Origin of the sequence: Pseudomonas sp. NBRC 111119 (genome assembly GCF_001320125.1) — a bacterium.
GTDB lineage: Bacteria > Pseudomonadota > Gammaproteobacteria > Pseudomonadales > Pseudomonadaceae > Aquipseudomonas > Aquipseudomonas parafulva.
This window is the reverse complement of sequence record NZ_BCAV01000038.1, coordinates 14,967-28,127: the sequence shown is the minus strand read 5'-3', so window position 1 is coordinate 28,127 and position 13,161 is coordinate 14,967. Positions and strand designations below refer to the sequence as shown.

Here is a 13,161-nt window from a genome sequence, read left to right as displayed (position 1 = left end):
GTACCCGTTCCTCATAGAATTACTGCTGTTCGAGTTGGGGTGTCGAGAAAGATTTTATTGCCCAGGCATAAGTCATGTTCAATAAGGTGAGCGCTGAGGAATATGGTAGGGATGCCCAGGCTTCTCGCAAATGAAGCTCTTAAAAAAAAGTCACTCCTTTGGTTCCCTGCCATAATGAAGGCCTCTGGGAGATTGTCAGTTACATAGGGAAACTTAGAATGAGAAAAGCACAGGCTAATTTTACCTGGCCCCCAACCCTGTTCTCCTTCTAGAATCCGGCCGATGGCTGATCCTGGAACCTCACAGATACCTTTACTGAAGTCGAGAGATGTTAACGTGTCAGCGGAGTTATCAAGTTCGTTGAGGATGCACATCTGTTCGTCGATTTCTGCTAAGTGCAAGGTGATTCCATCAGCTTCGACCGTGCGGGCCGAAGTGTCGGTTAATTGTTCAACCATTTTTTCCATTGTGGATATGGAAATCGCTTTTGCGCTGAGCAGTAGTGCGGGGCTTAGCCAGCGATGTTTTGTTACTAAACCGCCGGAAAAAATGAAGTTTGAAGCGCTTGGTGCTTCTGCTATAGCTCTAAATAACTCCACACCATTCGCTTTAAGATAAGATTGCTTTGCCTCGGCAAATTCAGGTAATGACAAAATATCTTCTACAGTAGTCGTGCTATTTGAAGGGATGCCGGCGAGACCATAGATGCCACTCATCCTATTAAATAAATTACTTAATGATGAAGGAGGCAGGCCATACCTTAGAAAGCGTAAAGACATCCCAGTGGGCAAACTGCCGGATCGATTATGCATTATGGGCCCGTCGCAGGCGGCGTACTGCATGGTGTTGTATATCAATTTCCCATTTTCAACGGCTGAAAAGCTAACCCCTGAACCAACCTGGCAAATGACTCCGCTAAAATTTTCGATATGATCATGTTGTCTTAGTAAGTCAAGGCTTGCTTTAATTGCTAGCCCATGATAACCATGGCCTATTAGCCCGAATCTTTTTACGATGAAATGGTCAAAAGGAATTTTGTGTTCTTTCTGAAGGGACAAGTCGTTAATGGCTTGATCCCTTACTAGTTTCTGCTTTGCATGGGGAAAAGCCATTTTGCATTGCTTTAAAACTTCTAGGCAAAGTGTATTATGTCGTGAGCTTAGGTAGTCATTGAATCTCATGATCTCTTCAATGGATTCTGTGAAATCATCGACAGTTTTACCAAATCCTGCGAACTTTACCCGATGCCCAATCACGCTTGGCTTCGGCCAGTTAAGATGTTCTAGGGATTCACTTACATTCTGTATCGTGATGGAAGCTGCTTTACATAAATCGTCTTTGATACTGAGGTTAAAGGCTTTATCCACCATTCCCGGTATGCCATGGAATTTCACCTTGATTCTCTGATTTACAAGTCCGATGAAATTTATGCTAACGTCCACTCGTAGTGAGTTAAAAAAAACTGATGTCTTGATAGACGAGCTACCCACATTGATGGCCATTTTGCTTTCTGGAGTTTTCAGCAGAGTCATGAAACTAATCCCATTCCTTTAGTAGACTTTCCAGAGAAGGTGTGTCATCAGCCGCGAAGAATTTTTTCCTGAAGTAATATTCGCACGTTGATATTTTGTGGCTTGTCTGCTTCCTACTGTTAAATTCAAAATTCAGAGCTTCAAGAGATTGTTCTTGTGATGGGAAAGCTGGGTTTGCTTTCAGCAAATGTCCTATGGCTGTAAAAATGTTATCCATATATCTCAAACTGTCTTCAATGTACTTCCGACACTCGAGCTCTGTTGCAGCACCGCGCCTAGATAATTCGAAGAAAGCACTCTTTAATTCGTCAGGAGCTTCAGCCCTTTCCATGTTTGAATACACCCACTTTGGATGCTTGTTTGTAATTCCTGTGAGGTATGTAAAGCTCATTGTGGTTTTGAGCATCATCTCCCTAGTAATTTCGCAACCCATCCACAAGTTCCCTGACTGCCAGCAGCCTTGGACGTCTTGGAATGCGTAGAAGACGGGAAGCTTCTCGCGATGGGCAACGTAGATAAATTTGTCTCTGGGGATTTTATTTTTCAGCTCAAGGAATCGTAGATCGTTAGTCAGCGCGTGCCCGGTTAGTGATCGATGTATAACGTTATTTTCTCTTTCAAGTAAGGCAGGGGTGTACAGGAATCTTTGGTCTAGAGAAATGGCCTCGAAGGCCTTCTCTATTTTCGAAATTATTCCAGCGACTTCGTCGAACGTTACGTAGTCAGTATCGATGTGCAGGCCGCTTTCACCATAAAAATCGGTTGTGTTATGGACCTCTTCATTGCTCGTCAGGAAATGATAATCGATGTCGGTAACGAGAGCGTGTTCTTGGTCTTTGATCTCATCAGCCTTGGGCCTTTCATGACACAGAACAATACAGTCAATGTCGGAATGTGCGGTCCCAATTCCCTCTATTAATGTGCCTGAGACAATCAGTACACTATCTTGTTTTAATCTTGCTCTTCGTCGCAGATAAACCATGGGAATGCTCAATGCGCCATCAAGTACGGAGATATCACCCTCAGTGATTCGCGATGTAGATAGCTTTATAAGCTTAGGGTTCATAGCGGTACTCCTGTAAATAGGACAGCATGTCCTACATTTCAGTTAGGGTATAAATATTTGATTTCATCGTGTTCAGTATGGGGCGCACCACGGCATTATAGTTGTCAAGTGGTTAGCGAACGTGCCTAGCATTTAATAAGATGGAAGCTCAGTAACTTGAGGGCGTCAACATCTTTTGGATTGGGAGCGTCAATTTAGGAAGTAGACTAAAGATCTTTCCTAAAACGTTGTAGGAAATTTCTTCGGTAACAGATTTCAGGGCTTAGGGTCATTCGAAAGCGTCGATCAGTAATGCTCCATAGGTCATAACTGTTGCGACGCACGCATCTGCTAAGAGGTCCAAGCAAAGGGTTAGAAATCCGTAGTGGGTGGTAGGGCTGCATGACCATCAAATGCAGTATGCTATAGACCTTTGTGATGTCGCGTGGTAGCTGAACTACCCGGTAGAAAGTGGTAAAAAATCGTTGGCATATGGCGCTCAGAGTGCCGGGCAGGAGCAAGCGCAATGGATACTATTAAATATGAATTAAACATACAGCCTCGAGGCACTGCTCCGGGCGGACTCGCTCGTTCAGTTATTTCGATCGTAGGTGCGGTGAGTTCTGTATCACCAGCATCTGGAGCACGCCCAAAAACCCCGGTAATTTTGCCCGTCAGATTACACGTACAGTCGATAACTGTTCAGGCCGCTGCGCAGTCAATAACACTGTGGACTCGGAGATAGAGTGATGAGTATGGAGTATGAATTCACACTCAAGTACCAATTGAGTAAGCCATACGATGCTGACGCTCTTCTTGAGCGCCTTGCTGAAAACGGGTGCGACGATGCTTTGATCGGTGTGGGCCAGCCGGGGCGATTGGCATTGGCCTTCATTCGCGAATCGGGCTCTGCCGATGAAGCCCTGCAAAGCGCGTTACAGGATGTCTATCGTGCAATACCGTCTGCTCGCCTGATCGAAGCGACCCCGGACTTGGTCGGGCTTACTGACGTCGCTGACCTGATAGGCGTTTCTCGTCAGAACATGCGGAAATTGATGCTGGCCCATTACAGTGATTTTCCTGCGCCCGTGCACGAGGGCCGGACCTCACTCTGGCACCTTGCGGATATTCTGGTCTGGCTCAGAAAGCGAGAGACCTATGCCATAGGACAAGGGGTTTTCGAGTTGGCGCATACGGCAATGGCGGTCAATATCTCAAGCGCCTACGACCGCCTTTTCGGTGCAGCCCATTCGGCCCGCTGATCACGAATTGAAACCCCGGGGCACATCAATCGCCAGCGCCGCCTGCCCCAATGGATGCGTAGCGGCATCAAAGAAGTAAATCGGTGTGTATGCCAAGCCCTCCAGGCGGCTCATGAAGTGCTGCTTCTGGTTGATCACCGACGCCTCCCCCAATGGCCGTATGGCGATGGCCAGGTGCTTGGGCCTGGCCTGGCGGATGGCGTCCAGCAGGTGCTGGTCGCTGCTGTCCAGGTGTTGCCCGAACAGGCAGACCCCATCCTGTTCCCCAGCCAGTTGCCCCAGGCACCAACTGAGGTAATCCGAGTTGCGGATGGCCCGCAGTTTTTCGTCGCTGCGGTCTTCGTTGACGAACAGGGGCACCTCACCGGGGGTATTCACGGCGAAGCCTTGGAGCAGCTCCGCGCTGCTGGCACTGCGCTGCCGGGTGGTGCCGTCGGGCAGCTTGAGCAAGTGCATGCCGCCGTGCAGGTGCAGTACCCGGGTGCCTTCGCAGGCTGTGCGGCGTACATCGAAGAAGCCTTGTTCGTCGAACAGTTCGGCGAAGCCCTGCTGCGCGTGCTGCAGGGCCCATGGCAACAGCAAGTCGTAGTTGCTGGTGTACACGCTGCGATAGCTGCGCAGGGCCTGGTTCAGGGTTTCCAATGTGGCAGCGGGTACCAGCGGCCATGGCAGGTGCACGGTACGCACCGCGTGGATCAGCGCTTCCTTGATCGAATAGTAACGGTTCAGCGGCGCTGTTGAATTGATGGCCAGTGCAGCGTTGGTGCGCACGGTGGCATTAAGCGCGCTGAGCACGGGTTCGAACAGCTCCGTGCCCAAGGACTTGAACAGTGCCTGGTCGCTGATCGCCAGGCCTTTCTTGCGGCCGGCGCGCTGGGCTTGCTCGTAGAGCGAGAAATAGCTGAATGGCTTCCACAGCGCACGGCTGGCGCCGTTGCCCACCAGCAAGGCAGTGCAAGGGTGCTGGGCGGCAAGGTCTGGCCAGGGTAGGAGGGTGGCGTCGAGTGCGGGCATGCTGAAGTCCGTTGGGCGAAGCGGGAACGGCAGGACTTTAACATGCCACGCCCTAGCCGAGCGGCTGGGGGCCTGCTGCTGGTGCTTCCTCGTGGCGGGTTCTGTTGCGCCATACCCGGTAGGCGCGGATGCCTGCCCGCACTGAACCGAACAGCAGCCGGTCTTCCATTTCCCTTGCCAGGCCCGAGCGCACCAGCATGCGCAGGAACGTGCCACGGGCCCGGGCGATGGCAAACAGGATGCCTTGTGCGGCGAGGGTATCGCGGGCTTCGCGCAGCGCTGCGATGCCGCTCACATCAATGCTGGTGACCGCTTCGGCATCGAACAGCACAGCCTTGGGCTGCGGTTGGCTGTGAACCGCCTCCAGCAGGCGCATCTTGAAGTAGTCAGCATTGAAAAACAGAATCGCGTCATCAAAGCGGTACACCACCAGCCCGGGCACCGTGCGCGCTTGCTTGTGTTTGCGAATGTCCACCTGGCCTTCTGTGCCTGGCAGCCAGCCGAGCACGGCATCGGTGGGTTGGTAGATGGTGTAGAGCAGGCGCAAGATGGCCAGGGTCACGGCGAACACGATGCCGGGCAACACGCCCAGGCCCAGCACGCCGGCTGTGGTCAGCAGGCACAGCCAGAACTCGAAGCGGCTCAGCTTGCGGATATGCTTCAGCGACTTGATATCGATCAGCCCCCAGCCGGCCATCAGCAGCACGGCGCCTAGCGCGGCTTGGGGGATCCACGCCATGGGCGCGGTGAAGAACAGCAGGATCGTGGCAATGACCAGGGCAGCCACAACCCCTACCAACTGGCTTTTGCCACCCACCATGTCGTTGACTGCGGTGCGCGAGTCGGCGCCGCTGATGGCAAAGCCTTGCGAAACACCGGCTGCCAGGTTGCTGACGCCCAATGCCACGAACTCGTGGTTGGCATTGATGGCATACCCATGCCGGGCAGCAAAGCTGCGGGCGGTGAGCATGGCACTGCAGAAACTCACGGTGGCGATACCCAGGGCATCACGCAGCAGGCTTTTCATCTCGGCCAGGTTGCTGTGCGGCCAGGCCAGTTGTGGAATGCCTGCAGGCACCGGGCCCAGAATGGCAACGCCGAAGCGGTCCAGCCCGAACAGCCCCACCAGCAGCATGAACAGCGCCACCACTGTGAGTGCGGCGGGCAGGCGAGGGTAGCGGCGCGGCAGCCAGATCAGCAACCCCAGTGCGGCCAGCCCGATGATCAGCGTGAGCCAGTGGATTTCGCCCAGCCGCTGCAGGAAGTTGATCAGGCTCAGGATGAAGCCGTCACCCTCGATGCTGAACCCCACGACCTTGGACAGCTGCCCGGCGATCAGGCTCAGGCCGATACCATTGAGGTAACCGATCAGGATGGGCCGTGAAAAGAAGCTGGCAATGAAACCCGCCCGTGCCAGCCCAGCGGCGATCAGCATCACCCCGACCAGCAAGGTGATGATGACCGACAGCTCAGCCAGCCGTTGCGGGTTGCCCATGGCCAGCGGCGCCACTGCGCCAGCGATCATCGCGCAGGTGGCCGCATCCGGGCCCACCATCAACTGCCGCGAACTGCCAATCAGCGCATACACCATCATGGGCAGTACGCAGGCATACAAGCCGTACTGCGGCGGCAGGCCGACGATCTGCGCATAGGCAATGGCAATGGGAATCTGGATGGCCGCCACCGAGAGCCCGGCTTGCAGGTCAGCGTGAAACCATTCGCGGCGGTAATACAGCAGGTTGGCGAGGCCAGGCAGCCAACGGGAAAGCGCCATGGGGAGTCCTTTCAGAGTGTGTCACAGACCAGTTGCGCATTGAAGCGGATTGGCAGGTAAGTGGCCATGGGCCACATCAACGAAAGGCAGATACGAAAAAAGGAGCCGAAGCTCCTTTTAACAGCGATGACGTTGTTGGAACGTCATGCATGACACGCTATTTGGAGCGGGCGATGGGAATCACCCAAGGCAGCCAACCCATTGATTAATAAAGATTTTTTCTGGTTATTAAAACCAGAAGTGGCCTCTGAATGTACCACATCACCCCTCTTGGCGAAAGGCATAAATCCACCGCCTTCTGCTGGCAGCTACCGACAGCCACTGCGATCAGGAAGGGAGCGCTTTTGCGATCTGCAGTGCCCTGCGCTCGAACCGTTCGGAAACAGGGTTCGCTTGCCCCTGGGGCCTATGCAGGTGCGCCACGATTTCGTAGGGGCCGTCGTCCAGTGGTCGCATGCTGACTCCCCATCCAGGGGCGTGCTTGATACGCGATTGTGCGGATACCCCGACACCGTAGCCGGCAGAAACCCATAGCGCCATCATCTCGAAGGAAGTCACGTACTGAAGGTTCTGCGGGTCAGCAGGCAGACGCGCGAGCAGCCGACGATCCAGCGAAGAACAGGTCTCAGCCTCCCAGCGAAAGATCGGATAGTTCTGGAGGTCGGCGATGGTGAGCGATGCCTGCTCAAGCAAGGGAAGCCTCAGCGGTATCGCAACGGCCATGTGCTCAATCCACAAGGGCTGGGTTTCCAGGGCCGGATCGCTCGCTCCTTGAAGCGACATTCCCACGTCGTAGCGGCCTTCACGAAGCCCATCAAGCAGCTCGTCACCTGCCACTTCAAAGAACGTGATGCTGACCTCGGGTTCTTCCGCTCGTTGCAGCGCGAGCAGCGCCGAGAGCTGAGATGACGATACGCCTGGCGCAATCGCAAGCCTGAGGTGGGCGGGTTGGCTGGTGATGTTGTCCACGGAGAACCTACAGAAGCGACGAAGCAGGTCAAGGGCAAACCAGCATCATAGTAAAGAGAGAAGTTTAACGTCTATATGTTTAACGTGGTTAATTTAAGAGGATTGTTTGACGCTTCTGTTGATGCAGAAGCTTACTATTCAGCCAGGTCGTCCACCTGGCACACCCACATATGAATCCGAACCAGCATTAGCTTTCGGGCGGGCCGTGCGTGCCGCTCGCGTCGCGCAGGGGGTCGCTCAAGACGATTTTGCGTATCAGGCGGGAATATCGCGTTCGCACATGGGCAAGATCGAACGCGGGGAGCATGTGCCGACGCTGCCTTTGATACTGAAAATCGCTGCCGCACTCGGGATAAGCGCCAGCGAATTGATGGCCGCGACTGAAAAGAACCTCAGCGCGGGCAGTGAGCCGCAAGATTCGGCATAGCGGTCGTAAGTGTCTTTTCGGATATTGGCAGCGCAAGCTGTCGCAGCCAACGGCGCCGGGCGGGTGCTTAGCCCGACAGCGGAACACTGGAATGCCTCTTACGTATCGACAACCACAACATTAGCCACAGGGATTTTCTGGGAAATAGCAGCGTAAAGATCAACGTCCGTCTGCTGGGTCTGAATGGATACCACCAAGCTATATCGCGCCGGCAGGCCATAACGTTCCAGCGCAGGCCGTGTCCGCCACCACCCAGCCGAAGGATACACAGCAATGAAGCCACGGCTGGCCAAGTCAGCCGCCGTACCTTTCCAGACATCCTGATGCAGCGAACCACGATGCCGCTGCCGTTCGCCCAACAGCCAATTGGGATCTGAGGGGTTCACAGGGTCACCCTCATCCTCGCGCTGCGCTGCCGCATTCACCCGTGCGACAAAATGCTCGGTGGATGCATCCAGCGGACGCTGCACATCGAATCGCAGGCGATGCGAAGGGTAGTGATACTTCGAGGCCACACCACGTGCCGAAGGATTGGGTTCGATGAAGTAGGAGAGCGTGACACGCATCTCGACGGGCGTGTCCTGCAATGCCTCCAACTCATCCTTCGGCCAAGGCAAGGAATGCAAATTCATGTCGCGCGTCACGACCTTGCCTGAAACCTTCGCGTAAGGCTGTACCACGTCCTCAACCAGCAAGGTCAGCGAGTCTCCCGCGCTCCATAGTGCCCGGTTCAAATCCGGGACTCCCCAGCCGCAATGGCGAATCAAGTGAACGTAATCGTCCTTGTTCGGCACCACGGGCAGGAACATCCCGCGCATGGCCTCGCTCCATTGCGCAGAATGCACCAGCAACGCACGCACGGTTTCCGGCCGGAGGTGCGGATAGGCCGCCATGATCTGAGCCACCATTCCCGCACACAATGCCGACGCGGCACTGGTGGCGTTGCTGGTGGTGAACAGGCGATCCAGCGGCTGGTTGTGGGTCGTCAGCAAGTTCAGGCTGGCCATACCGACCGCACCCAGTTCATCCTTGGCCGTATTGCCTCCTTCCAGCACAACCTCGGGCTTCAACGGCCATGCCCGATCCCACGTTCTGGTTGTCGTCGTGAAGGGGCTGAGGCCGCCGGCTTCGGCGACGGGGCTCAAGGAAGGATGACCTTCCGTGTCGATCTTGTCAGTACAAGCACCCACCGTGATTGCGTTCCATGCCTGGCCGGGGTCATGCACGAGATTGGTGGAAAGGCTATCGGGATATCCAGCCCACGCATTGGGGTCGCGCGTGTTGCCGGCGGACAGCACGAACAGGCGCGGACTTTCACCAGCCCCATCGGTATCCGCAGCAAGGCCATCGACAGCAGCAGACCACGAGGAAGGACGGCCACGGTCACGGTAGTCCGAAGCCGTCACCGCCGAAGCAAACACGCGCGACCGATTCGGCGCAGAGATTTCAGGCCGCGCGACGCCTTCCGTGAAAAGATAAGCGTGGTGGCGCGCATCACCTTCATTCGCACCTTCCGCCGGTATCAGCTTCACCGACTCCAGTCGATGAGGGACATTGATTGAATCAGCAGAGGCCAGAGCATCCGTGAGATCGCCATAGGCAGCCAAGCCCGCCAGGCCGGTGCCATGATCAGCCTCATCATCCACGCCCCAGGCCGGCTCCACGGTATGCAAATCGCTCGCATCCATCAAAGGCGCCAAGAGCGGATGCGCACGAGTCACTCCGGAATCCAACAGGCAGACGCGGGGAGCCGTATCGTCCGACGGCTGCAACCGGGCACGACGCAGCAAGTCGTCCGCCCACGCCTGCTGCTCGCGTACGCCCATGCCATCGAAGAACTCAGCAGTCTCCTTGGCATAGCGAAGTTCAGCCACACAGTTCAGCGTCATCACCGACCGCGAGAACTGCTGCTGCGATCCATACATCAACAGCACCGTGCGTTCGGGGAAATTGACCTGCTTGTCACTGACGACACATTCCGCCAATCGAGCAAGTTTCTTGAAGTCCTCTACAACGATTTGCCGCTGTCCCGCCCCTCGAACCGGAAGCCAGACCTCCCACCAGAAGGCGGTCGCGAGATCGTCAGGCAGCAATTCGGGGGCGTCAGTCCACAGAGCCCTGATTTCTGCTGCCCGGATGGATTCGATGGCATCGATCAGCTTGCGGTGATCTCGCGCCTTGCCGTTACGATCCTTTTTCTCTTCGAGGTAGTCGGAAATGTATTTCTCGAAATGCGCCAGCTTTCCATCAGGGACAAAGACATTGGCGAAGGTCCGGTTGCCCTCGTGACGAACACTGAGAAGCTCAATCCTCTTGCGAGCATCCGCCAAGCTCTCGAACGCCAGCTCAACATCCGGTTGACTGGAAAACTGGATTTGCAAGCCAAGGCCACTTTCCAGTTGCAGTTCCCCTTGAACTCGCACCGCCTCTGCCACAGCAGGCTTCAAGATCTCGATTTGTGCTCGGAGGGACGCACTCTGTTGCGGCCGAGGCAAGGCCGGTACGTTTTGCGTTGGGCCACCGCCCGGAGAATGTGCGGTAAACCCGACGGTCTTTGATGTATTTCGAAGAATGAAGTGTGGGCGTTTAGCTTGTGGCTGATCCGGCATGGTTCGGTACGGCCTTCTTGTGATTCATTCTGAAGCTTAATTTGCGGCGCTCATCGAGAGCGCGTGTCAGCATATCCACCTTCACACACGCCTCGTCGTGCATCACCGCTTCCTTGATGGACTCATCCACTGCACGTTTAATCTCTGCGTAGCTCAAACCCTCCGCTCTGCTTGTAAGCGCCTTGAGTGGAAAAGGTTTGGGCGCGAACTTCCCAAGCCGCGACTGGATCAGCCTGGCGGCTTGCGGCGCACCTGGAAACCGATACTCGATCACATCATCAAACCGGCGGAAAAGTGCGTAGTCAAGGATCTCCACATGGTTCGTCGCTGCGACGATCAGGCTATGGGATTGATCGCTTTCAATCATTTGCAGAAAGCTGTTCAGTACCCGCCGAATCTCACCCACGTCATTGGCCAGCCCTCTTTGCGAGCCGATGGCATCGAACTCATCAAAGAAGTAAACACCCCGCACATCATTGATGGCATCGAATATTTGACGCAGCTTGGCGGCGGTCTCTCCCATGAACTTGGTAATCAGGGCATCCAGCCGAACAGAAAACAGCGGGATACCCAGTTCACCGGCCAGCACAGAGGCCGTCATCGTTTTGCCGGTGCCAGGCGGGCCGACCAGCAACAATTTACGTCTCGGCGACAGGCCATGCTCGCGGATACGCGAATGGTGCTTCTGTTCCTTCATGATGCGGCCAAGCTGTTCGGCCATCTCCGCATCGAGCACCATGTCCGACAGTCGATTCTTTGGGTAGGACACCGTCAGCAAGTTCGCCAGTTCACCGCGTGGACGGGCCAATGGCACCAGTTTGCCCTCGGTGCCATGCGATGAGACACGGGCTTTCGCCGCGTCGATCATGTCGCGCAGTTCTTCGGCAAGCTTGCCATGCCCCACCTTGGCTTCACGAGCCGCGACCTGCATGGCGACGGAATAGAAGTGCTGGTCATCCCGCTCGATATGGGATTTCACCAACGCCTTGAGTTGTTCGGCATTAGCCATAGTGGCCTCCCACCTGCGCTGTCATGTTGGCCGATGCTCCCAGTGATGCCAGCGCAGACTGCATTAACTGATCGGCGACGTGCTCGTCTATCGCACCCAGTTCGCTTTGGTCGGCAGCCAGAACGAACAGCAGGCCGACAGGCACATGCAATGCCTCGGCAATTCTTGTAACCGTCGAAAGTGTCGGGTCGCGCTTATTGTTCTCAAGCATCGACAAGTACGACACGGAGCAATTGGCTCGGTTCGCAATGGTGCTTTGAGAGACGCCCCGTTGCGTTCGGCACAGTCGAATGGCTTGTCCAACATTCATGGCGCTTGCTTTCTCACGGGTTGCGACGAGCGTAAGTACCCTGGAATTTTACCACCAGTGAACATTATTGACGAGACTTCTCCTCCGGATACCGCACTGGCAGGCTTCAGGCAGCCAGTCCTGGCCGCTGCGGATCAATCGTCCGAGTGCGCGCGCAGGCGCGCGATGAATCGTTCCACCGACACCGGCGAGTCCTCGCCGGCGGGCCGTAGCAAGTAGGTCGTGATGACTGCGGAATCCATGGCCAGAGGGCGGATCACCACGTCGGGGCGCAGGCTCGCCGCGATCCTGGTTTCGGTGATGAAGCCTACCCCGTAGCCGGCACCGACCAGGGTGAGCATCATGTCCAATGACGACACGTGCTCGGCGACGTCGGGTGGACGCTCCAAAGGCCGCAGCAGCCGCGCCAGTTCACGATGGTAGCCTTCGCATGCCTGCGGGTCACATAAGACCAGTGGGTAGATCGCAAGCTGATGCAGCGGAACAGCCTTGTGTGAAAGTAAAGGATGCCGGGCGCGCACGGCTACCACCAGCGGATCGTGCCAGAGTGGCTCGGTAACGATGTCGTCGCCGACTTCCGCCGTGTGCGCAAACCCGATCGAGAAGTCACCTGAGCGCAAACCACGCAACTGATCGGCCAACGGCACTTCGGACAGGCGAATCTCGATCTCCGGCTCTTCCTCGCGGCAGCGGGCCAGGAGGGCCGACAGCCTGGGATCGATTGCACCGTCGGATACGGCAATGCGAAGGCTTCCGCTCAGGCCCGCAGCGACCGCCTGTACGTTCTCCTGAGCCTGTTTGAGGACGGCGAACACTCTGCGCACATCTTGCAGGAACGTTGCTCCCGCCTCGGTCAGTACCGTGCCTCGGCGGTTGCGCTCGAAGAGCACCACACCCAGATCATCCTCAAGCTCTTTGATGGCGCGGGACAAGGGTGGCTGTTCGATATGCAGGCGCTCTGCGGCCCGTGTGAAGTGCAGCTCTTCTGCGAGAGCCACAAAGCAGCGAAGGTGTCGCAGTTCCATGGGTCGTGCTCCTGTTCCGTATCAGCGATCTATTCGCACCAGCTCTCGTCCGCAGTGACCTGCTGGATGCACGTCCAGTCCACGTCACTCCTGGCGCGCTGCGCTGGACTGAAGCGCCTGCCAGTCCACGCCGGATCACTCATTTGCGCCTCAAAAATGGTTATCATAATACAGCTAACTAGTGA

Annotated in this window: 11 protein-coding genes; 2 read left to right on the top strand and 9 right to left on the bottom strand. The window is 55.9% G+C overall.

Translation table 11 applies throughout. The features are described from left to right. Nucleotides 1-11: 11 nt before the first annotated feature. Together APH25_RS25000 and APH25_RS14925 are read right to left on the bottom strand one after the other, a co-directional pair. Complete coding sequence (locus APH25_RS25000) at nucleotides 12-1,532, bottom strand: acetate/propionate family kinase (RefSeq protein WP_082428320.1); 1,521 nt, start codon at nucleotides 1,530-1,532, stop codon at nucleotides 12-14. 4 nt (nucleotides 1,533-1,536) lie between these two features. Then, nucleotides 1,537-2,598 carry a hypothetical protein gene (locus APH25_RS14925; protein ID WP_060482451.1) on the bottom strand — a complete coding sequence of 354 codons (1,062 nt, stop codon included), beginning with the start codon at nucleotides 2,596-2,598 and terminating at the stop codon, nucleotides 1,537-1,539. A 734-nt stretch (nucleotides 2,599-3,332) separates the two neighbouring features. Here APH25_RS14925 and APH25_RS14920 point away from each other — a divergent pair. Beyond that, the gene (locus APH25_RS14920; RefSeq protein WP_060482450.1) at nucleotides 3,333-3,839 is read left to right on the top strand and encodes an AlpA family transcriptional regulator; all 507 of its coding nucleotides are present in this window, start codon (nucleotides 3,333-3,335) and stop codon (nucleotides 3,837-3,839) included. Here APH25_RS14920 and APH25_RS14915 read toward each other — a convergent pair whose 3' ends face one another. The 3 genes from APH25_RS14915 to APH25_RS14905 form a co-directional block, all read right to left on the bottom strand. Continuing rightward, on the bottom strand, nucleotides 3,840-4,853 hold the full coding sequence (locus APH25_RS14915; protein ID WP_060482449.1) for a DUF4917 family protein: 1,014 nt from the start codon (nucleotides 4,851-4,853) through the stop codon (nucleotides 3,840-3,842). A gap of 52 nt (nucleotides 4,854-4,905) precedes the next feature. After that, nucleotides 4,906-6,627: a SulP family inorganic anion transporter gene (locus APH25_RS14910; RefSeq protein WP_060482448.1), complete on the bottom strand. Its 1,722-nt coding sequence runs from the start codon at nucleotides 6,625-6,627 to the stop codon at nucleotides 4,906-4,908. A gap of 327 nt (nucleotides 6,628-6,954) precedes the next feature. After that, nucleotides 6,955-7,596, bottom strand: coding sequence for a substrate-binding domain-containing protein (locus APH25_RS14905; RefSeq protein WP_003158902.1), 642 nt, complete (start codon nucleotides 7,594-7,596; stop codon nucleotides 6,955-6,957). 121 nt (nucleotides 7,597-7,717) lie between these two features. Here APH25_RS14905 and APH25_RS14900 point away from each other — a divergent pair, with 121 nt between their 5' ends. After that, nucleotides 7,718-8,023: a helix-turn-helix domain-containing protein gene (locus APH25_RS14900; protein WP_003158903.1), complete on the top strand. Its 306-nt coding sequence runs from the start codon at nucleotides 7,718-7,720 to the stop codon at nucleotides 8,021-8,023. 98 nt (nucleotides 8,024-8,121) lie between these two features. On the opposite strand, the gene APH25_RS14895 is transcribed toward APH25_RS14900, so the two are convergent. The 4 genes from APH25_RS14895 to APH25_RS14880 form a co-directional block, all read right to left on the bottom strand. Further along, entirely contained in the window at nucleotides 8,122-10,632 is a 2,511-nt protein-coding gene (locus APH25_RS14895) for a S8 family peptidase (protein WP_003160813.1), read from the bottom strand. Continuing rightward, nucleotides 10,610-11,641 (bottom strand): AAA family ATPase, encoded by a 1,032-nt coding sequence (locus tag APH25_RS14890; RefSeq protein ID WP_003158906.1) that lies wholly within the window; start codon nucleotides 11,639-11,641, stop codon nucleotides 10,610-10,612. The genes APH25_RS14895 and APH25_RS14890 overlap by 23 nt, the downstream gene beginning before the upstream one ends. Continuing rightward, a complete protein-coding gene (locus APH25_RS14885) occupies nucleotides 11,634-11,951 on the bottom strand; it encodes a helix-turn-helix domain-containing protein (RefSeq protein ID WP_023464296.1) in 318 nt (105 codons plus the stop codon). The genes APH25_RS14890 and APH25_RS14885 overlap by 8 nt, the downstream gene beginning before the upstream one ends. Nucleotides 11,952-12,085: 134 nt before the next feature. Beyond that, nucleotides 12,086-12,976 (bottom strand): LysR family transcriptional regulator, encoded by an 891-nt coding sequence (locus tag APH25_RS14880; RefSeq protein WP_060482447.1) that lies wholly within the window; start codon nucleotides 12,974-12,976, stop codon nucleotides 12,086-12,088. Nucleotides 12,977-13,161: the final 185 nt, after the last annotated feature.